Source organism: Sinomonas halotolerans, assembly GCF_039615075.1.
Classification (GTDB): Bacteria; Actinomycetota; Actinomycetes; order Actinomycetales; family Micrococcaceae; genus Sinomonas; species Sinomonas halotolerans.
This window is the reverse complement of record NZ_JBDFRB010000019.1, coordinates 43,103-62,564: the sequence shown is the minus strand read 5'-3', so window position 1 is coordinate 62,564 and position 19,462 is coordinate 43,103. Positions and strand designations below refer to the sequence as shown.

17 protein-coding genes are annotated in these 19,462 nt (G+C 71.1%); 5 read left to right on the top strand and 12 right to left on the bottom strand.

Features of this window, described 5'->3' with window-relative positions:
* Positions 1-106: 106 nt before the first annotated feature.
* A complete protein-coding gene (locus ABCQ75_RS15240; protein ID WP_345883225.1) occupies positions 107-1,072 on the top strand; it encodes an IS481 family transposase in 966 nt (321 codons plus the stop codon).
* A gap of 13 nt (positions 1,073-1,085) precedes the next feature.
* On the opposite strand, the gene ABCQ75_RS15235 is transcribed toward ABCQ75_RS15240, so the two are convergent.
* Positions 1,086-2,480, bottom strand: coding sequence for a class II 3-deoxy-7-phosphoheptulonate synthase (locus ABCQ75_RS15235; RefSeq protein ID WP_345886481.1), 1,395 nt, complete (start codon positions 2,478-2,480; stop codon positions 1,086-1,088).
* 9 nt (positions 2,481-2,489) lie between these two features.
* Positions 2,490-3,203, bottom strand: coding sequence for a lysophospholipid acyltransferase family protein (locus ABCQ75_RS15230; protein WP_345886478.1), 714 nt, complete (start codon positions 3,201-3,203; stop codon positions 2,490-2,492).
* Positions 3,204-3,507: 304 nt separating this feature from the next.
* Here ABCQ75_RS15230 and ABCQ75_RS15225 point away from each other — a divergent pair, with 304 nt between their 5' ends.
* The gene (locus tag ABCQ75_RS15225) at positions 3,508-4,065 is read left to right on the top strand and encodes a hypothetical protein (protein ID WP_345886477.1); all 558 of its coding nucleotides are present in this window, start codon (positions 3,508-3,510) and stop codon (positions 4,063-4,065) included.
* 63 nt (positions 4,066-4,128) lie between these two features.
* Here the strand turns inward: ABCQ75_RS15225 and ABCQ75_RS15220 are convergent, their stop codons facing one another.
* On the bottom strand, positions 4,129-5,160 hold the full coding sequence (locus tag ABCQ75_RS15220; RefSeq protein ID WP_345886475.1) for an ROK family glucokinase: 1,032 nt from the start codon (positions 5,158-5,160) through the stop codon (positions 4,129-4,131).
* A gap of 147 nt (positions 5,161-5,307) precedes the next feature.
* Here ABCQ75_RS15220 and ABCQ75_RS15215 point away from each other — a divergent pair, with 147 nt between their 5' ends.
* A complete protein-coding gene (locus ABCQ75_RS15215; protein ID WP_345886474.1) occupies positions 5,308-7,131 on the top strand; it encodes an AMP-dependent synthetase/ligase in 1,824 nt (607 codons plus the stop codon).
* A gap of 90 nt (positions 7,132-7,221) precedes the next feature.
* On the opposite strand, the gene ABCQ75_RS15210 is transcribed toward ABCQ75_RS15215, so the two are convergent.
* Entirely contained in the window at positions 7,222-8,874 is a 1,653-nt protein-coding gene (locus ABCQ75_RS15210) for a nucleotide-binding protein (protein ID WP_345886473.1), read from the bottom strand.
* A gap of 125 nt (positions 8,875-8,999) precedes the next feature.
* Positions 9,000-12,401 carry a pyruvate carboxylase gene (locus ABCQ75_RS15205; RefSeq protein ID WP_345886472.1) on the bottom strand — a complete coding sequence of 1,134 codons (3,402 nt, stop codon included), beginning with the start codon at positions 12,399-12,401 and terminating at the stop codon, positions 9,000-9,002.
* A gap of 217 nt (positions 12,402-12,618) precedes the next feature.
* Between ABCQ75_RS15205 and ABCQ75_RS15200 the strand changes: the two genes are divergently transcribed.
* Positions 12,619-13,443: a ParA family protein gene (locus ABCQ75_RS15200; RefSeq protein ID WP_345886471.1), complete on the top strand. Its 825-nt coding sequence runs from the start codon at positions 12,619-12,621 to the stop codon at positions 13,441-13,443.
* A gap of 148 nt (positions 13,444-13,591) precedes the next feature.
* Here the strand turns inward: ABCQ75_RS15200 and ABCQ75_RS15195 are convergent, their stop codons facing one another.
* The 5 genes from ABCQ75_RS15195 to gcvH all read right to left on the bottom strand — a co-directional run bounded on the left by ABCQ75_RS15195 (position 13,592) and on the right by gcvH (position 16,555).
* The gene (locus ABCQ75_RS15195; RefSeq protein ID WP_427916119.1) at positions 13,592-14,104 is read right to left on the bottom strand and encodes a MerR family transcriptional regulator; all 513 of its coding nucleotides are present in this window, start codon (positions 14,102-14,104) and stop codon (positions 13,592-13,594) included.
* 308 nt (positions 14,105-14,412) lie between these two features.
* Positions 14,413-14,916: a bifunctional nuclease family protein gene (locus ABCQ75_RS15190; RefSeq protein WP_345886468.1), complete on the bottom strand. Its 504-nt coding sequence runs from the start codon at positions 14,914-14,916 to the stop codon at positions 14,413-14,415.
* A complete protein-coding gene (gene ftsR, locus ABCQ75_RS15185; RefSeq protein WP_345886467.1) occupies positions 14,916-15,641 on the bottom strand; it encodes a transcriptional regulator FtsR in 726 nt (241 codons plus the stop codon). The genes ABCQ75_RS15190 and ftsR overlap by 1 nt, the downstream gene beginning before the upstream one ends.
* A gap of 10 nt (positions 15,642-15,651) precedes the next feature.
* Positions 15,652-16,137 (bottom strand): FHA domain-containing protein, encoded by a 486-nt coding sequence (locus tag ABCQ75_RS15180; protein WP_345886466.1) that lies wholly within the window; start codon positions 16,135-16,137, stop codon positions 15,652-15,654.
* Positions 16,138-16,168: 31 nt separating this feature from the next.
* Positions 16,169-16,555, bottom strand: a complete 387-nt coding sequence (gene gcvH, locus ABCQ75_RS15175) for a glycine cleavage system protein GcvH (RefSeq protein ID WP_345886464.1) — start codon at positions 16,553-16,555, stop codon at positions 16,169-16,171.
* A 131-nt stretch (positions 16,556-16,686) separates the two neighbouring features.
* Here gcvH and ABCQ75_RS15170 point away from each other — a divergent pair, with 131 nt between their 5' ends.
* On the top strand, positions 16,687-17,601 hold the full coding sequence (locus ABCQ75_RS15170; protein WP_345886462.1) for an Fpg/Nei family DNA glycosylase: 915 nt from the start codon (positions 16,687-16,689) through the stop codon (positions 17,599-17,601).
* 51 nt (positions 17,602-17,652) lie between these two features.
* On the opposite strand, the gene ABCQ75_RS15165 is transcribed toward ABCQ75_RS15170, so the two are convergent.
* A complete protein-coding gene (locus ABCQ75_RS15165; protein ID WP_345886460.1) occupies positions 17,653-18,228 on the bottom strand; it encodes a dienelactone hydrolase family protein in 576 nt (191 codons plus the stop codon).
* Positions 18,229-18,293: 65 nt separating this feature from the next.
* Complete coding sequence (locus tag ABCQ75_RS15160; protein WP_345886458.1) at positions 18,294-19,358, bottom strand: LLM class flavin-dependent oxidoreductase; 1,065 nt, start codon at positions 19,356-19,358, stop codon at positions 18,294-18,296.
* Between the last annotated feature and the right edge of the window lie 104 nt (positions 19,359-19,462).

Below are 19,462 nucleotides of genomic sequence, written 5' to 3'. Positions count from 1 at the left end.
TGTACCGGGTCATGACGTTGGTGGCAGGCGAGTCGTGTTGACGTAGGGAGAGCCTCCGGGTGGGGTGTGGCTTGTCGAAGGCTTTCACCTGACCCCGGAGGCTCTCTTGTCCCACGGTAACGCCCGCCTGACCTTCCATGGCCGCCTGCTGATCGTCCGCCGCCATCTCGAGGGGTGGAAGCAGGCCCACCTCGCCTCGGCGATGGGCATCTCGCGCAAGTGCGTGAAGACTTGGATCGACCGCTACGCCGAGGAGGGCGAGGACGGCCTCCACGACCGCTCCTCCCGTCCGCACAGCTGCCCGAGAAAGACCAGCGCCGAGCTCGAGCAGCGGATCATCGACCTGCGCCAGAGCGAACGGCGTGGGCCCGCTTGGATCGGGGCCCAGCTCGAGGTGCCGCCCCGGACGGTCTCGCGGTTCCTGGCCCGCAACGGCCTGCCGCCCCTGGCAGCGCTCGACCCGATGAGCGGAGAGCTGATCCGCTCCAGCAAGGCCACAGCCGTGCGCTACGAACGCAAACGGCCCGGCGAGCTGGTCCACATGGACGTGAAGAAGCTCGGCCGGATCCCGGACGGAGGAGGCTGGCGCGCCCTCGGCAGGGAAGCGACCGTGGCCCACAAGCACAAGAAGGGCCCGATCGGCTTCGACTACGTGCACTCGCTCGTGGACGACTTCTCCCGGCTGGCCTACTCCGAGATCCTCCCGGACGAGAAGGGCACCACCTGTGCCGGCTTCCTCGACCGGGCGGTCGCCTACTTCGCCGCCCACGGGATCGCCCGCATCGAGCGGCTCATGACCGACAACGCCTTCGCCTACCGGTACTCCCTGGGCGAGGTCTGCGCCAGGCATGGCATCCGCCAGAAGTTCATCCGGCCCCACTGCCCCTGGCAGAACGGCAAGGTGGAACGTCTCAACCGCACCCTGCAGACCGAGTGGGCCTACCGCCAGCCCTTCACCAGCAACGACCAACGCACCGAAGCACTTGCACCCTGGCTCGAGCACTACAACACTCAACGTAGCCACAGCGCACTCGGAGGCAAGCCCCCGACCAGCCGACTGCAACCAACCTGATGGCCGGGTACACCTAGGAGCGCTTCGAGAGCGCCCCGGCGACGAGGAACGCCATCTCAAGGGACTGCATGTGGTTCAGGCGCGGGTCGCAGACCGACTCGTAGCGGTCCGCGAACGCGTCCTCGTCGATCGGGTCGGAGCCGCCGAGGCACTCGGCCACGTCGTCGCCCGTCATCTCCATGTGGAGCCCGCCGGGGACCGTTCCGAGCGCCTCGTGGACCTCGAAGAACCCGCGGACCTCGTCCACCACGTCATCGAAGCGGCGGGTCTTGTACCCGTTCTGGCTCGTCACGGTGTTCCCGTGCATGGGATCCGTGACCCAGAGGACCTGGGCGCCGGACGCCGTGACCTTCTCGATGACTGCCGGGAGCTTCTCCCGGATGTTCTTCGCACCCATGCGCGTGATGAACGTCAGGCGGCCCGGCTCACGCTCGGGGTCGAGCCGGTCGATGAGGCGCAGCGCGTCGTCGCCAGTCGTGCTCGGGCCGAGCTTGACGCCGATCGGGTTGCGCACGCGCGAGAGGAAGTCCACGTGCGCGTGGTCGATCTCGCGGGTACGCTCGCCGATCCAGAGGAAGTGTGCCGAGGTGTCGTAGGGCAGCCCGGTGCGTGAGTCGATGCGGGTCAGGGCCCGCTCGTAGTCGAGCAGGAGCGCCTCGTGGCTCGCGAAGAACTCGACCCGCTTGAGCGCCTCGAAGTCGGCGCCGCAGGAGTCCATGAACTTGATCGCCCGGTCGATCTCCCGCGCGAGCGACTCGTAGCGCGCGTGCGCGGGGTTCTCGGTGAACCCCTTGTTCCACAGGTGGACGAGGCGGAGGTCGGCGAATCCGCCCTGCGTGAAGGCCCGGATGAGATTCAGGGTCGACGCCGACGTGTGGTAGGCGCGCAGCATGCGGCTCGCGTCGTGGGCGCGGGATTCGGGCGTGAACTCGTACCCGTTGACGATGTCCCCGCGGTAGGCCGGGAGGGTGACGCCGTCCCGCGTCTCAGTGTCCGATGAGCGCGGCTTGGCGAACTGGCCCGCCATCCGGCCCATCTTGATGACCGGGAGCTGGGCGCCGTAGGTCAGGACAACAGCCATCTGGAGGATCGTCTTGACCCGCGCGCTGATGCGGTCCGCCGTCGCGGCCTCGAACGTCTCGGCGCAGTCCCCGCCCTGCAGGAGGAACGCCTTGCCCTGGGCTGCGGCGGCGAGGCGCTCGCGCAGCACGTCGACCTCGCCCGCGAACACGAGCGGCGGGAGGATCGAGAGTTCCGACACCGAGCGCCGGAAGACGTCGGCGTCGGACCACGAGGGCTGCTGCGACACCGGGAGGGAACGCCAGTTGTCCAGCCCCGGATAGTCCGCGGCACCGGCCTGCGCGGTGCTGGTCAGGGGGGCCGCTGGCGATACGGAGAGTTCAGTCACGCTCCAAGGCTAATCGTTCCGGGGCGCCTGCGCCTGCTCGCCTCCGGCTGTGAGACGCGCTTTGACGACCGACGCGTACTCGTCCACGTACTCCTGTCCCGAGAGGAGCTGGATGGCGCGCATGACGGCGTCCGTGACCTCGCGCTGTGTTCCGCGGTCGTCTGCGCGCCCGGCGTACGCGCTCAGGTCGAGTGGGCGGCCGATGACCATGCCGACCCTGCGGATGGTCGGCACCCGCCGGCCGATCGGCTGGACCTTCTCGGTTCCGATCATCGCTACCGGGATGATGGGGGCCCCGACCTCGAGCGCGAGCTTCGCAACGCCGACCTTGCCGCGGTAGAGGCGCCCGTCCGGGCTCCGCGTCCCCTCCGGGTAGATGCCCAGCAGGCCGCCGCGCTCGAGCACCGTGGACCCGCCCATGAGGGAGAGCGCGGACGCCTCCCCACCGGAGCGGTCCATGGGCAGCTGGTTCGTGTGGCGGAAGAATGCGGCTGTGAGGCGGCCCTTGAGGCCCCTGCCTGTGAAGTACTCCTGCTTGGCGAGGAACACGACCGGCCGCTCGAGCATGATCGGCAGGAAGATCGAGTCCGAGAAGGAGAGATGGTTCGAGGCAAGGATGGCCGCCCCCTCCCGCGGGACGTTGCCAATGCCCTTGACCCAGGGCCGGAAGAGCAGCTTGACGAGGGGGCCGATGAAGATGCGCTTGAGGATCCAGTAGACCAAGGCCGTGCCTTCTTCCCGTGCCGATGCCCGGACCGTTGCGGGCGTGCGTGGACTGCACCGCCCACTCTAGTGGCGCAGCGCAGTCCGGGTGGCGCAGCGCAGTCCGGGTGGCGCGACGCACTCCGGGTGGCGCAGCGCGCCAGGCCCCCTCGGCGGGCGCGGGCATGGAGCGGGGCCCTCGTCCCTGACACGCCCGTTCGGGGATAATGCTTGCCATGGACAGAGTCTTCTCCAGGCCGGTCCCGCGGGCCGGCAGGGTCGTGGGCGCCGGTCGCGGCGGCCGGGACCACGCCGGGAGCGTCGTGTGAACGCGCGCCAGGACCCGGACCGCCCGGACCGCGCGGCGGAGGACGACGCGTGGCGCGACCTCGTCGCGCGCCTCCGTGACGGCGTCGCGGAACCCGCCGAGGAGGGCCCGGCGCCCGCCGAGCCGTCGGCAGCCGAGCGGGCGGCGTCGTCGTCGGCCCCTGCGGGTCCCACGGCGGCGCACGACGGCGCGCGCCCCGAACGCGGTTTCGGCGCCTTCGACCCGCTCGGGATCTCGCGGCGGGACCAGTCCCCCGGCGCGGGCCGCCTGTCCCGCGGGGCCGGCGGCAGCGACGCCGAGGAGATGCTCCCCGGCGACTTCACCCCCGAGGACCCCGAGCCCGTGCTCGCGGGCGCGGACCCGGGCACGGTCCTCGCGTGGTGCGCTGCGCTCGGCGCGCCGTTCGCGCTCCTCGCGTTCTCGCTGCTGTGGCGCAGCGTGCCCGGCTACGTCGTGGCGCTGCTCATCGCGGCCTTCGTGGCGGGCGTCGGGGTGCTCATCATGCGCCTCCCGCACAGCAAGGACGACGACGGCGACGACGGCGCCAGGCTCTGACACCTCGGGCGCATCCGGCCCAGGGCACCCATGGGTGGGCTGCGCATGGACGCGGAGGCGGGTCTAGCCCAGGCGCACGGCCCCGTGCGCGCGGAGGCTGACCCTCGAGAGGTCGGCGGCACCGATGAGCCCGGCTTCGGGTCCGAGGGCGGCCCTGACGATCCGCGCGGGCGGGCGGAAGCCGCGGCCGGTGAGGTGGCGCGCGAACGCCCTGCGTGCGGGCTCGAGCAGGAGCTCGCCGGCATCGCAGAGCCCTCCACCCACCACGAAGGTGCCCGGATCGAGCGCCGCGGCGAGGTTGGCAAGACCGATGCCGAGCCATTCGCCCACGTCTTCGAGGAGCTCACGCGAAGCGGGGTCGCCCGCACGGGCGAGCTCGGTGACCACGGCGCCGGTGATCGCCTCGGGATCGCCGCCGGCGGCGCGCAGGAGCTCCTGCGCCACGGGCGAGTTGGCCCGCGCGAGCTCGCGGGCTTCCCGGCCGAGCGCGTTCCCGGAGGCGTACTGCTCCCAGCAGCCCCGGTTGCCGCATTCGCACCGGTGCCCGCCGGGCACGAGGATCTGGTGCCCGAACTCCCCCGCGACGCCGTAGCGCCCGCGCTCGAGCCGCCCGGAGAGCACCATGGCGCCGCCGATCCCCGTTCCGAGCGTGATGCACACGAGGCGCTGCTCCTGCTGGCCCGCGCCGAAGCGCCACTCGGCCCACGCGGCGGCGTCGGCGTCGTTGGCCAGATGGACGCGGCGGCGCAGGAGGCGCTCGAGGTTGTCCCGCAGGGGCTCATTGCGCCAGGCCAGGTGCGGGCTGAACAGGACCGTGCCGCCGTCGAGGTCCATCCAGCCCGCAGCGCCGATGCCCACCGAGGCAATGCGGTGGTCGGAGCTCAGCTCGCCCACGAGCTCGACGATCACTCGCTCGACCTCGCGCGGTTCCGCCCCGGGGGTCGCGCGGCGCGCGTGCCGCAGGACGTGCCCCTCCGCATCGACGACCCCGGCAGCCACCTTGGTCCCCCCGATGTCGATGCCGATGGCGAGGCCCCGGCGCCTGAGGCGGGGGTCTCGGACGCGGAGCACGGGAGAGAATCGGGGTCTGGGCACGGTCAGCAGTCTAGTGGCGCAGAGGCCCGGCGCCCGGTAATGTTACCGGCCAGTAACACCGAGAGTGATCCCCACCACACCCGGGGGAGAGTGCTTGGATATGGTTAAGCCAACTCCCCGCACCCGGGAGTCATCGAAGGAGAGACCGTGCGCGAAATCATCGTCCCGCCGCTAGTTCCCGAACCAGTCGCCAAGAACACCACCGACTTCGTGGTCGAGCAGGCAGAGAAGCCTGTGGACATGCCCCTATTCGCCGTCCGGAGCGCGTCCGGGGCGTGGGAGGACGTCTCGGCGTCCGCATTCCGCGCCGACGTGAGCCGGATTGCCAAGGGCCTCATCGCCGAGGGCATCGGCGCCGGCGACCGGGTCGGCATCATGGCCCGGACGTGCTACGAGTGGAGCCTCATCGACTTCGCGATCTGGTTCGCGGGTGCCGTGAGCGTCCCCATCTACGAGACCTCCTCCCCCTCCCAGATCGCTTGGAACCTCTCCGACTCGGGCGCGGTGGCCGCGTTCGGCGAGGCAGCCCACCACGAGGATGCCATCCGCCAGGCCGTGGACGCCGGGAACCTCGACTCCGTGCGCAGGGTGTGGCAGATGACGCCCTCTGGCCTCGACGCCCTGCGCTCGGCAGGCGAGCGGATCAGCGACGAGGAGCTCGAGGCGCGGCGCACTGCGGCGACCCTCGAGAGCCCCGCGACGATCATCTACACCTCGGGCACGCTCGGCCGCCCCAAGGGCTGCGTACTGACCCACGGCAACTTCGTGGCCCTTTCGGAGAATGCGGCCGCGGCCCTCTCCGAGGTCGTCCAGCCCGGCGCCAAGACGATCATGTTCCTTCCGCTCGCGCACGTGTTCGCGCGGTTCATCTCGGTCCTCGCCGTGGCCGCGGGATGCCAGGTCGCGCACACTCCGGACGTCAAGAACCTCCTTCCGGACCTGCAGAGCTTCTCTCCGACGTTCATCCTCGCGGTGCCACGTGTGTTCGAGAAGGTGTACAACTCTGCACTCACCAAGGCCGAGGACGCGGGCAAGGGCAAGATCTTCCACGCGGCCGCGGACACAGCCATCGCCTGGTCGACAGCACACGACGACGGCGGCTCGCCCTCGCTCGGGCTCCGCCTCAGGCACGCCGTCTTCGACCTCCTCGTCTACCGCAAGCTCCGCGCCGCCATGGGCGGGCACGTCAAGTACGCGGTCTCCGGCGGCGGGCCGCTGGGCACGCGTCTGGGCCACTTCTTCCACGGGATCGGCCTCCTGGTCCTCGAGGGCTACGGCCTCACCGAGACCACCGCTCCGATCAGCGTCAACACGCCGTCCCTCGTCAAGATCGGCACAGTCGGGGCTCCGCTCCCAGGCAATGGCGTGCGGATCGCGGATGACGGCGAGATCCTCGCCAAGGGCGTCTGCGTCATGCGCGGATACCACCAGCGTGAGGACCTCCAGTCCGAGTCCTTCACAGACGGCTGGTTCCACACGGGGGACATCGGAGAGCTCGACGCGGACGGCTACGTGCGCATCACGGGGCGGAAGAAGGACATCATCGTCACGGCCGGCGGCAAGAACGTCGTCCCGGCCCAGCTCGAGGATCCCATCCGCGCGGACGCGCTCGTGTCACAGGTCGTGGTCGTGGGCGACAACCGGCCGTTCATCGCGGCGCTCGTCACGCTCGACGAGGAAGCCCTGCCCGGGTGGCTCGAGCGCCACGGACTCCCCCAGGGCCTGACCGTTCAGCAGGCTGCCGAGCTGCCCGAGGTGCGCTCCCATGTCCAGAGCGTCATCGACCACGCCAACACGCACGTCTCCAAAGCGGAGTCCATCAGGTCGTTCCGGATCGTCCCGACCGACTTCACGGAGGCCTCGGGCCACCTGACCCCCTCGCTCAAGGTCAAGCGCGCACAGGTGCTGGGCGACTTCGCCGACTACGTCGAGGAGATCTACAGCACCCGGAAGGACGCCGCACCGGCCTGACACCCCGGACGCTTCGGGCAGCAGACGGCAGCGGGCCGGGTTCCGTTCCCCACGGGGACTGGAACCCGGCCCGCCCGGCCTTCGGCGCCCTCAGTCGGAGACGAGCTGGTCGACGACGAGCGCGGCGAGCTCGACGGCGGCCTCCCTCGTGGCCGGTCGCAGCTTGGCGAGCTCCACCTGGGACCCCTCGGCGAGGTGCCTGTCATGCGGGATCCGCACCACGTGCTGCACGCGTGTCCGGAAATGGTCCTCGATCTCGTCCACGTTCACGCGGGTCCCGTCCCCGGCCGACATGTTGATCACGACGATCGCCTTGCGGACGAGGTCGTCGCGGCCGTGTGCCTCGAGCCAGGACAGCGTCTCGGAGGCGAGGCGCGCCTCGTCGACGCTCCCGCCGGAGACGAGCACGACGGCGTCGGCCTTCTCGAGCGTGCCCTGCATGACCGAGTGCACCATGCCCGTACCGGAATCCGTGAGCACGATCGAGTAGTAGCGTCCCAGGATGTCGGTGACCGCGCGGTAGTCGGCATCGTTGAAGGCGTGCGCGACCATCGGGTCCGCGTCTGAGGCAAGGACGTCGAGGCGGGAGCCCTCGCGCGCCGTGTAAGCGGACAGCTGGGCGAACGAGGAGACATCGAAGCGGTGCTTGACCAGCTGCCGAGCCGTGTGGGACGCCCGCCCCGGGTTGCGGTCCGAGAGGGTTCCCCTGTCCGGGTTCGCGTCCATGGCGATCACGCGGTCCTCCCGCAGGTCCGCCAGGGCCATGCCGAGGAGCGTGGTCACGGTGGTCTTCCCCACCCCGCCCTTGCGGGACAGGATCGGCACGTAGCGCGTGCGGTCCCCTAGTCGGACCGCGATCCGGTGCTCGAGCGCACGCTGGAGGCGCACCGCATCGGAATCGCCGAGGTTCACATATCCGAAGGTCGCGAAGTAGAGCCAGCGCCTCCAGCCGTACACCGGGGGCGCTGCGGTGAGGGCGACAAGCCGGTCCGAGGTCAGGGATGTGGCCGGCTCGGGCCCCTCGTGCCGCGACCTGCGCTCGCTCACGGGCGGCGCCGCCGGCTCATACGCCGTCAGGTCGTCCTCCGCGCCCGCAGCGAACGCGCCCGGTCCGGCGGCAGGCAGGCCGACGCCGTCGACGGCTGCGGAGGACGCGGCCGCCCCACTGTTCCCGTCAGCGCCGGCCTCGGCACGGAGCGAGTCAGGGCCGGCGGTGACGAGCGGGTGTGCGGAGAGCCAGCCTGCCGGCGGCTGCGCCGGAGCAGGCGGGACCGCGGCCGGGGCGAGGGGCGTGCCAAGGCCGGAGACGGCAGAGAGCGACCCGGCACTCGTCCGGTCCTGGGCATCGTTCACGGTGACCAAATCGATGGACGTCTGGCCGGCGTCGGGAGTGGCCTGGCGCGGCTCCGCGTCCGCGGCCTCTGCACGGCCGGGCTCCACGGCGCCGGCGCCAGAATCCTGGGCCCGAGCACCGTCAGGGTCCGCAGCGTCGTCGTCTCCCTCCATCCCTGCGCCGCCGGATCCTGTCTCACGGGATCCCGCATCATCAGGCTCCGCGCTCACGGGTTCTGCGGCGTCGGACGCGATCGCGTCCTCACCATCGGCGTCCCCGGACGGAGCGTCCTGCCCGGTGACGCTGGAATCTGCGGCGGCAGCGCCGTCACGGGCAACGCTGTCAGCATCCCCGGGGGAATCGTCGCCGTCGCGGGCCTCGCGGTCCTTCGGCGTGGTGTCCTCTGTCATGGGCTCCCGTTCATCGAGTGTCCACGCCGGGCGGGCACGGCATGCGCCATGCCCGCCCGGCTGATCGGTGGACAGTCTAACCCCGCACCACCCCGCGGGAGCGGAGGAGGCCCGCGGCCCGGGGCCTATTCCCCTCCGACCACGAGGAGGAGGTCCCCGCCCTGGACCTGCTCGACGCCGGAGACGACAATCCTGGAGACCTTGCCGGACACAGGCGTGGTGATCGAGGCCTCCATCTTCATGGCCTCGATGGTCGCGACCGAGTCTCCAGCCTGGACGAGGTCGCCCTCCTTCGCAGTCACGGACACCGCTCCCGCGAACGGTGCTGCCACGTGGCCAGGGTTCGTCGCGTCCGCCTTCTCGGCGAGCTTGACGTTGCTCGCCACGGAGCGGTCGCGCACCGCGACCGGCCGGGACTGCCCGTTGAGGGTCGCGATGACGGTGCGCATGCCCTTCTCGTCCGGCTCTGAGACGGCCTCGAGCTGGGCAATGAGGCGCACGCCCTTCTCGAGCTCGATCATGTGCTCCTGGCCGCGCTGGAGGCCGTAGAGGTAGTCGCGCGTGTCCAGGACCGCGAGGTTGCCGTAGGTTTCACGGCTCGTCTCGTAGTCCCGCGTGGGGCCGGGGAAGAGCAGCCGGTTGAGGGTCGCCCGGCGCTCGTCCGAGCCGCCGTGCAGCGCTGCGGAGTCCTCAGGGCTCAGGGTCTCCTCGCGCACCTTGACGGTGCGACCCTGGAGCGCCTTGGTCCGGAACGGCTCGGGCCAGCCGCCCGGCGGGTCGCCGAGCTCGCCGCCGAGGAAGCCGATGACCGAGTCGGGGATGTCGTACTTCTGCGGGTTCTCCTGGAAGTCGGCCGGGTCGGCATTGAGTCCTACGAGGTGCAGGGCCAGATCGCCGACGACCTTCGAGGACGGGGTGACCTTGACGAGCCGACCGAGGATGCGGTCCGCGGCGGCGTACATGTCCTCGATCGCCTCGAAGCGCTCGGCGAGGCCGAGGGCTGTAGCCTGCTGGCGCAGGTTGGACAGCTGCCCGCCCGGGATCTCGTGCTGGTACACGCGGCCCGTCGGGCCCGGAAGGCCGGACTCGAACGGCGCGTACACGCGGCGCACGGCCTCCCAGTACGGTTCGAGCGCACCGACGTTCTCGAGCGAGAGGCCCGTGTCCCGCGGCGTGTGCGCGAGGGAGGCGACAAGCGCCGAGGCACTCGGCTGGCTCGTCGTTCCGGCGAGGGCAGCGGAGGCGACGTCGACGGCGTCGACCCCGGCCTCGACCGCCGCGAGGAGCGTCGCGAGCTGGCCGCCCGCCGTGTCGTGGGTGTGCAGGTGCACCGGAAGGTCGAAGCGCTCGCGCAGCGCGGCAACGAGCTTCGCGGCGGCAGCGGGACGCAGGAGGCCCGCCATGTCCTTGATCGCGAGGATGTGCGCGCCGGCGTCGACGATCTTCTGGGCGAGATCGAGGTAGTAGTCCAGCGTGTACAGGTCCTCGGCGGGGTCGAGGAGATCGCCGGTGTAGCAGAGGACGCCCTCGGCCACGGCCGTGCCGGTTTCCCGGACGGCCTTGATGGCAGGCGCCATCTGGCTGACGTCGTTGAGGGCATCGAAGATGCGGAAGATGTCGATGCCGGTTGCCGCCGCCTCCTTGATGAAGGCGACCGTGACCTCCTCCGGGTACGGTGTGTAGCCGACCGTGTTGCGCCCGCGCAGGAGCATCTGGAGGCAGATGTTCGGGATCGCGGCGCGCAGGGACGCGAGGCGCTGCCACGGGTCTTCGCCGAGGAAGCGCAGCGCGACGTCGTAGGTCGCTCCGCCCCAGGCCTCGACCGAGAGCAGCTGCGGGGTCAGGACCGAGACGGCCGGCCCGGCGGCGACGAGGTCGCGGGTGCGGACGCGGGTGGCCAGGAGGGACTGGTGCGCGTCGCGGAAGGTCGTGTCCGTCACCGCGACCGCGTTCTGCTCCCGCAGGGCCTTCGCGAAGCCCTCGGGCCCGAGCTCGAGGAGCCGCTGGCGCGAACCCGTCGGCGCGTCGGCGAGCGAGACCTCCGGCAGCTTGGCCCGGGGATCCGTCAGGACGCGGGCCTCGCCGTGGGGCTTGTTGACCGTCACGTCGGCGAGCCATGTGAGCAGCTTGGTCCCGCGGTCCGCGGAGCTGCGGGCCTTCAGCAGCTCGGGCCGCTCGTCGATGAACGAGGTCGCGACGTTGCCCGCAACGAAGTCCTCGTCGTCGAGCACCGCCTGGAGGAACGGGATGTTCGTGGAGACGCCGCGGATGCGGAACTCGGCCAGGGCGCGGCGGGCGCGCTTGACAGCCGTCGCGTAGTCGCGCCCGCGGCAGGTGAGCTTGACCAGCATCGAGTCGAAGTGGGGGCTGATCTCGGCACCCTGGTAGATGGTGCCGCCGTCCAGCCGCACACCTGCGCCGCCAGCAGAGCGGTACCCGGTGATCTTCCCGACGTCCGGGCGGAAGCCGTTGGCCGGGTCCTCGGTGGTGATGCGGCACTGCAGCGCGGCGCCCTTGAGGTGGATGCGGTCCTGGGTCAGCCCGAGGTCCTCGAGCGTCTCCCCCGCCGCAATGCGCATCTGGGCCTGCACAAGGTCCACGTCCGTGACCTCTTCGGTGACAGTGTGCTCGACCTGGATGCGCGGGTTCATCTCGATGAACACGTGCTGCCCCGCGCGCTCGCCCACTGTGTCCACGAGGAACTCGACGGTGCCCGCGTTCACGTAGCCGAGGGCCTTGGCGAACTTCACGGCGTCCGAGTAGAGCGCCTCGCGGATCGAGTCGTCGAGCTGCGGCGCCGGCGCGATCTCGATGACCTTCTGGTGCCGGCGCTGGAGGGAACAGTCGCGCTCGTACAGGTGCACGACGTTGCCCTCGGCGTCCGCGAGCACCTGCACCTCGATGTGGCGGGGCCGGAGGACGGCCTGCTCGAGGAAGACGGTGGGGTCGCCGAACGCCGCGTCCGCCTCGCGCATCGCGGCCTTGAGCGCCTCGGGGAGCGCCTCGCGGGTGTCGACACGGCGCATGCCGCGCCCGCCGCCGCCGGCGACAGCCTTGACGAAGATGGGGAACCCGATCGTGTCGGCCTCGGCGAGGAGCGCCTCGGCGTCGGCGCTCGGCGCGCTCGACTTGAGGACCGGGATGCCGGCCTTCTTGGCCGCGGCGAGCGCGTTGACCTTGTGCCCGGCGAGTTCGAGGACGTCGGCCGGGGGGCCGACGAAGGTGATGCCGGCCTGGGCGGCGGCCTGTGCGAGGCCGGGGTTCTCGGAGAGGAAGCCGTAGCCGGGGTAGATCGCATCGGCGCCGGCTTCCTTGGCGACGCGGATGATCTCCTCGACGTCGAGGTACGCGCGGACGGGGTGCCCTTCCTCGCCGATGAGGTAGGCCTCGTCCGCCTTCTGGCGGTGGATCGAATTACGGTCCTCATGGGGGAACACCGCGACCGTCTTGGCGCCGAGCTCGTAGCCGGCACGGAAGGCGCGGATGGCGATCTCGCCGCGGTTCGCCACCAGAATCTTGGAAAACATGGGTCTCCTGTATCGCAACGCAGGACGTCTAGGTGGTGCCTAGTGTGTCTGGCTGCAACGTATCAGGACAATCTGATGTGCCCTGAATCACTGCGTGGCCGTCTCATGTGACGGACGCCATCGGGGCGCCGACGCGGCAGTGCGGACGCGGGGGGTGCTCGGCCTCGGCCACTAAGATGGGGCAGAGTCGGCCAGCGGATAGGTAGTGGATTCTCCAGTGCAAGCAATCAGCATCTCCAGCCTCAAGGGCGGCGTCGGGAAGACGTCGGTCACCACCGGACTCGCCTCCGCAGCGCTCTCGGCAGGCATCCCGACCCTCGTGGTGGACTTGGATCCGCATGCCGATGCCTCGACCGCGCTCGGGGCCGCTCCCGAGGGGCAGCTCGAGATAGCGCGCATGCTCAAGGCCCCCCGCAGGGTCTTCCTCGAGGACCACGTGGTCCAGAGCCCGTGGGTCCGCCGGGCGGCCGCCCTCCACGGCCACCAGAACCGGGTCCTCGATGTCGCCTACGGCGGCGCGCTGAGCGGGATCTACGACCGCCCTGACCTCGGCCGCCGGGACCTGCGCCGCCTCGCGTCCGTCCTGGACGGGATCGAGGGCTACGGGCTCGTGCTCATCGACTGCCCTCCCTCGCTCAACGGGCTCACCCGGATGGCGTGGGCGGCGAGCAGCGGCGTGCTCCTCGTCGCCGAGCCCGGACTCTTCTCTGTGGCCGGGACGGAGCGGACCATGCGCGCCATCCAGCTCTTCCGCAAGGAGTACGCGCCCCGGCTCGCGCCCGCGGGGATCATCGCGAACCGCGTGCGCACGACCTCGACCGAGCACAGCTACCGGCTCTCCGAGATGAAGCAGATGTTCGGTCCGCTGCTCCTCACCCCGCACCTGCCCGAGGTAGCGAACTGGCAGCAGATCCAGGGCGCCGCGCACGCCGTGCACCACTGGCCCGGCGAGGCCGCCCGCAGCACCGCCGCCCTCTACGACGAGCTCCTGGCCTCCGTGCTCCGGCACAGCCGCGATTCGCGGCCCCGCGCCACTCGTTGACCGGCGCCGCCGCTGCCTGCCCCGGCGAGGAGCCGGGTCACCGCTGGGGCACCTGCGCCGGTTCCGCACCCCTGGCACGCACGACGACGAGGGGCCGCCTCCCGCAGGAGGCGGCCCCTCGTCGTCGTGCTCGCTGCGGGGGCGGGCTTCAGCCGGTCTTGCGCGCCGCGCGGCGCTTGCCCAGCTCGTCGCCCGGGAAGGCCTGGTCATGCGCGTGCTCGCTCGGCAGCTCGGCGAGGCTGCCCTCGACCTCGCGCCACACACGGCCGACGGCGATGCCGAACACGCCCTGGCCGCCCTGGACGAGGTCGATGACCTCGTCGGCGGACGTGCACTCGTAGACCGAGGCCCCGTCGCTCATGAGGGTGATCTGGGCGAGGTCCTCCACTCCGCGCTCGCGGAGGTGTCCCACCGCGCTGCGGATCTGCTGGAGGGAGACGCCTGTGTCGAGGAGCCGCTTGACGACCTTGAGGACGAGGATGTCGCGGAAGCCGTAGAGCCGCTGCGAGCCGCTGCCCGCGGCGCCGCGCACGGTGGGCTCGACCAGACCGGTGCGTGCCCAGTAGTCCAGCTGGCGGTAGGTGATGCCCGCTGCCTTGCACGCCGTCGGGCCGCGGTAGCCTGCCTCCTCGTCAAGGTCGGGCAGGTCGTCGTTGAACAGGAGGCCCTGCGTGCCGACCGGTGCTTCCGCACTCTGGCCAGAAGCGTGCCTGAGCTCTTCGGAATCTCCGTGGGGATCCACCACAACCTCCTTCGCCGCTCCCCTCGGGGGTGCATCACCGGGGGGCGTCCAGAGCGCATCCGTGTAATTACACGGGGCGCTCTTTCCAGTCTCGCTCGGGGCCGCCGGAGATGCAATGGGAGCTTTCCGTACGACCGTAGGACCGAGCGCACCCCAATTCAAAGACCCACGCCGTGGCGCGCGCGCCGTGTTGAAACCGTGACCTTGCGACAGCCTCCGCCGCGGACCTACTCGTCGAAGTCCTCGGGCTCCACATCCGCCAGGAACTCGCGGAAGCGGCGCAGCTCGCTCTCCTCCTCGACGCTCGGGGCGGCCTCCTCGGTGCCCTCCTCGCTCCCCTCCGCGAGCTGCACGCCGGCCTCCTCGAGGACCGCGTCCGCGCACCAGATGCGGCAGTTGACCCGCAGCGCGACGGCCAGCGCGTCCGAGGCGCGGGACTCCACCGTGGTGCCGTCGTCGAATCCGAGCTGCGCGTAGAACACGCTGTCCTCGACGGCAACGATCGTGGCGCTGACGATCTGGCGCCCGAGCCCGTGCACGACGTTGACGAGGAGGTCGTGGGTCAGCGGCCTGGGCGGCACCACGTGCTGCTGCGCGAGCGCGATCGCGCTGGCCTCCGCCGTCCCGATCCAGATGGGAAGGTGCCGTTCGCCCTGCGCCTCCTTGAGGAGCACGAGGGGCTGGTTTGACGGGAGCTCGATCCGAACTCCGACGACTTCGACCTCGATCATCAGACATCCATCCTCGAGATGAGCCCGTGCACGAGGGCGCGGTGCAGGGTCAGGAACACTTCGCTCAGCTCGCGGGCCTCCTCGGCCGCGCGGGCCCGCGATCCGTTGGCCCCTCGGGACGCCGTGGGGGCGACGGCCCGCTCGATCAGCCCCACCTCTCGCTCGGCAGACGCCTGGAAGGGGCGCAGGTGCCGCGGACCCAGTCCATGGGCCTCGAGCTGGACACACGCGCGCGCGATCTGGAGGGCGTGCTCGTCGAACCACCCGTCCGCCCGTTCGATGAGCCCATACTCGAGCATCGACTCCACGAGCTCGGCACTTGCCCCGGACTCTGCCCGCAGCTGTGGCTCACCGAGGGACCGCGACCGCGTGGTCGCGAGCTGCGCGGACACCTCGTCCGAGACGGCCCGGGGCGCAATGCGGGCCGCGCCCGGGAGCCCCTCGGGGCTCTCCCCGCGGTCTACTGCGTCGAGGTAGTCCTTGATGACCTTGAGCGGGAGGTACTGGTCGCGCTGGAGGGCCAGGACGAAGCGCAGTCGCTCCACGTCCCCCTCGCTGTACTGGCGGTAGCCCGCCGGCGTGCGCTGGGGGCAGATGAGCCCCTTCTCCTCGAGGAAGCGGATCTTGGACGCGGTCATCGAGGGGAAGTCCTCGGCCAGCATGGCCAGGACCTCGCCGATGTTGAGGGCCCGTGCCCCCCGCCGCTCGGACTGCGCAGCTGCCATGAGACGCCCCTTAGGAGGGGTGCCGCCCCGGGCTCTGTGCGGGGCTCAGGTAGAAGGTGAGGCGGAACTTCCCGATCTGGACCTCAGCCCCCGTGCGGAGGGCAACGCTGTCAACCCGGTCATGGTTCACGTAGGTGCCGTTGAGGCTCCCGGCGTCGACCACCTCGAAGCCCGAGCCCGCCCGACGGAACTCGGCGTGACGGCGCGACACCGTCACGTCGTCGAGGAAGATGTCCGCGTCCGGGTGCCGGCCCGCAGTCGTGACATCCGAGTCGAGGAGGAACCGCGCGCCCGCATTCGGGCCGCTGTGCGCGATGAGGAGCGCGGAGCCGCGGGGCAGGGCTGCGACGGCATCGGCCTCCTCAGGGCTGAGCGCTGGCGGCATGCTGCTGTCCGCGACGATCGGAGGCAGGTGGACCGACGTCGTCTCCGACGCCGATGCCTGACGCTGCGTGACCTCCTCGGCGCCGAATCCACGGCGCTCCTCGCTCCCCATTGGTTCCTCCTCGCTCGAGCGGTCCAGAAAACTACCCTACCTGCTGTTCGTACTGCTCGGCACTGAGCAGCCCATCGGTCTGGGACGCGTCGGCGAGGCGCACCTCGATGAGCCAGCCGTCACCGTACGGGTCCGAGTTCACAAGGGCCGGATCCGAGTCGAGCGCCTCGTTCCGGGCCACGACCTCGCCGGCCACGGGAGCGTAGATGTCGCTCACACTCTTGGTCGACTCGACCTCGCCCACCACGGCGTTCGCGGCGACCTCGGTGCCGACCTCCGGCATCTGGACGTACACGACATCACCGAGGGCGTCCTGGGCGAAGTCCGTGATGCCGATGCGCACGACTCCACCGCCCGGCTCCTTCGAGACCCACTCGTGCTCCGCGGTGTAGGACAGGTCGGCGGGGACGTTGCTCATGCTGGGGCGCCTTTCGTCGAAGGTCGTCAGGGCCCGGCGGGGCCCTGACGCTGAAAGTATAGGCACACGCGCACCTGCCCTTCCCCGGTCGCTTCTGCCACCATGGAACGCGTGCGCGGACGGAGGAGAGCATGCCCGAACTGCCCGAAGTGAACGCCCTCGCGGCCTACCTCGACAGGGCCCTCGCCGGGCTCATCGTCGAGAGAGTCACGATCGGCTCCGTCCAGGCCCTCAAGACCGCCGTGCCGCCATACACCGCGCTCGTCGGCCGCACCGTCGCGTCAGTGGGGCGCAGGGGCAAATTCCTCGTCCTCGAGACCGTTCCAGGCCCGGCGCCAAGCGCGCACGACGGCGAGGCCGACGGCGGACCGCGCCTCGCCGTCGTCGTCCACCTCGCACTGGGGGGGTGGGTGCGCGTGCTGGACCACCTGCCCACCCCCGCGTCGGCCAAGGGGCGCGGGTACATCGCAGCGCGCTTCGGCTTCGTCGGGGACGGGAGGGAAGCAGGCCTGGACTTCACCGAGCAGGGGACGTGGAAGCGTCTCGCCCTGCACGTGGTCCGTGACCCGCAGGAAGTGCCGGGCATCGCGGCGCTCGGGCCCGAGCCCCTCGACGAGGCCTTCACCCTCGATGCCTTCCGCGCCCTCCTGAGGCGGCGCGCCCAGATCAAGGGCGTGCTGCGGGACCAGAAGGCCATCGCCGGAATCGGCAATGCCTACAGCGACGAGATCCTCCACGCGGCGAAGATCTCGCCCTTCGCCCTCGCCTCCTCGCTCGACGACGAGGCCTCCGAGCGCCTCTACCGGGCCATGCGCTCGGTGCTGGCGGCCGCGGTGGAGCGCGCGGCCGGACTCCCGCCGGAGGAGCTCAAGGACGACAAGCGGGCCGGGATGCGGGTGCACCGCCGCACTGGAGAGGCCTGCCCGGTGTGCGGGGACACCATCCGGGAGGTCTCCTTCTCGGACAGCGCCCTCCAGTACTGTCCGACCTGCCAGACCGGCGGGAAGACGCTCGCCGACCGGCGCACCTCGACGTTCCTCAAGTAGGGCCGCGGGTGCGGCCATGATCGGGCCGTGGATGGACCGGCCCGGCCCAGGTCACAGGCGTTCGAGGAGGTCGAGCGTGCGCTCGGTGGCGAGGGCGGCGGCGGTGGGGTCGAAGCCGGGCTGTGCCGGGTCGGCGAAGTAGTGCGCGCTGACGGGATAGAGGAAGAGCTGCGCTGCCGGCTCCTGCTCGGCGATGGCGCGGGCCGCCTCCACGTCGCCCTCCTCCATGAAGAGCGGGTCGTCCTCGGCCCCGTGCACCTGGAGCGGAAGGCCTGCCGGCCAGGGCCCGCCGAACGCCTCCGCGGGCGCACACGCGTAGAACAGCACCGCCCCACGGGCCCCGGGACGCGTCTGCGCGAGCTTCTGCGCGGGCAGCGCCCCGAGTGAGAAGCCCATGTAGACGAGGTCCGCGGGAAGGTCTTCCGCAGCGCGCTCGCCGCGCGCGATCACCTCGTTGAATCCGATCCCGGACGCGTAGGCCACGCCGTCCTCGATCGTCTCGAACGTCCGCCCCTCGAACAGGTCCGGGGTCGTGACGGAGTGGCCGCTGCGCTCGAGGGTGTCCGCGAACGCGGCGATCCCGGCGCTCAGGCCCAGTGCGTGGTGGAAGAGCAGGACGTCGGCCATGCGCACACCGTACTCCCTCGCCCCCGCTCACGGGGAGAGGGCGAAGGCGCCGGTTCCGCGACCGCTCAGAGCCGGGACGCGTCGTCGGCGGGGTCCGGCTGCACCGGCCCGTCCGAATTCGGCCGCCAGCCCAGCGCAGGTGCCACGTGGTCGGCGAAGGACTCGAGGAGGTGGAGGTTGTACTCGACCCCGAGCTGGTTCGGAATGGTGAGCATGAGGGTGTCAGCGGCCATGACCGCAGTGTCAGCCTTCAGCTGCTCGACGAGGTCGTCTGGCTCCCCCGCGTAGGTCTTGCCGAAAGTGGACTCGAAGCCGTCGATCACGCCGATCTGGTCGCCGCCGGTGCGGCCGCCGAAGTACAGCGCGTCCTTGGACGTGGTGATCGGGAAGACGCTGCGGCTCACGGAGACGCGTGGAGGTCGCGTGTGGCCGGCGGCCCGGTACGCCGCGCGGTACAGGTCGATCTGCTCGCGCTGGAGCTCGTGGAAGGGCACGCCGGTCGCCTCCGTGAGGAGGGTGGAGCTCATCATGTTGAGGCCGAGCGTCCCGGCCCACTCGGCGGTGGGGCGGGAGCCGCTCCCCCACCAGATCCGCTCCCGCAGCCCCGGCGACTGCGGCTCGACCGGCAGGAGCGTCCCAACGGGCGCCTGGCGGGGATCCGCGGGCGCGATCCCCTCGCCGTCGATGGCCCGCAGGAAGAGATCGAACTTCTCGCGGGCGAGGTCGGCACCGCGCGCGTCTCGGGAGCCGGTGTAGCCGAAGGCCTCGTAGCCGCGCAGCGCGGGCTCAGGGGACCCACGGCTGATCCCGATGGCGATGCGGCCCGCGCTGATGATGTCGAGCGCGGCGAGCTCCTCGGCGAGATGCAGGGGGTTCTCGTAGCGCATGTCGATCACGCCCGTTCCCACCTCGATGCGCCGGGTGCGCGCTGCGATGGCGGTCAGCAGCGGGACGGGCGCAGCCTGCTGGGGTGCGAAGTGGTGGACGCGGAAGTACGCCCCGTTGACGCCGAGTTCGTCCGCGCCGACACCGAGGTCGACGGCCTGGCGGATCATGTCCGCCGCGCCCCTCGTCTGCGAACCGCGGGCGGCGCCGTAGTGGCCGAAGGACAGGAAACCGAAGGCTTTCACGCCTACCGCAACTCGGTGGGCCTGCCGGCTATTCCGTGGCCCGGGCCGCCCCCGCGACGGGCCGCGGCCGCCCGGGGGCGTGGGGCGCCGGCGCAGTCCCTAGC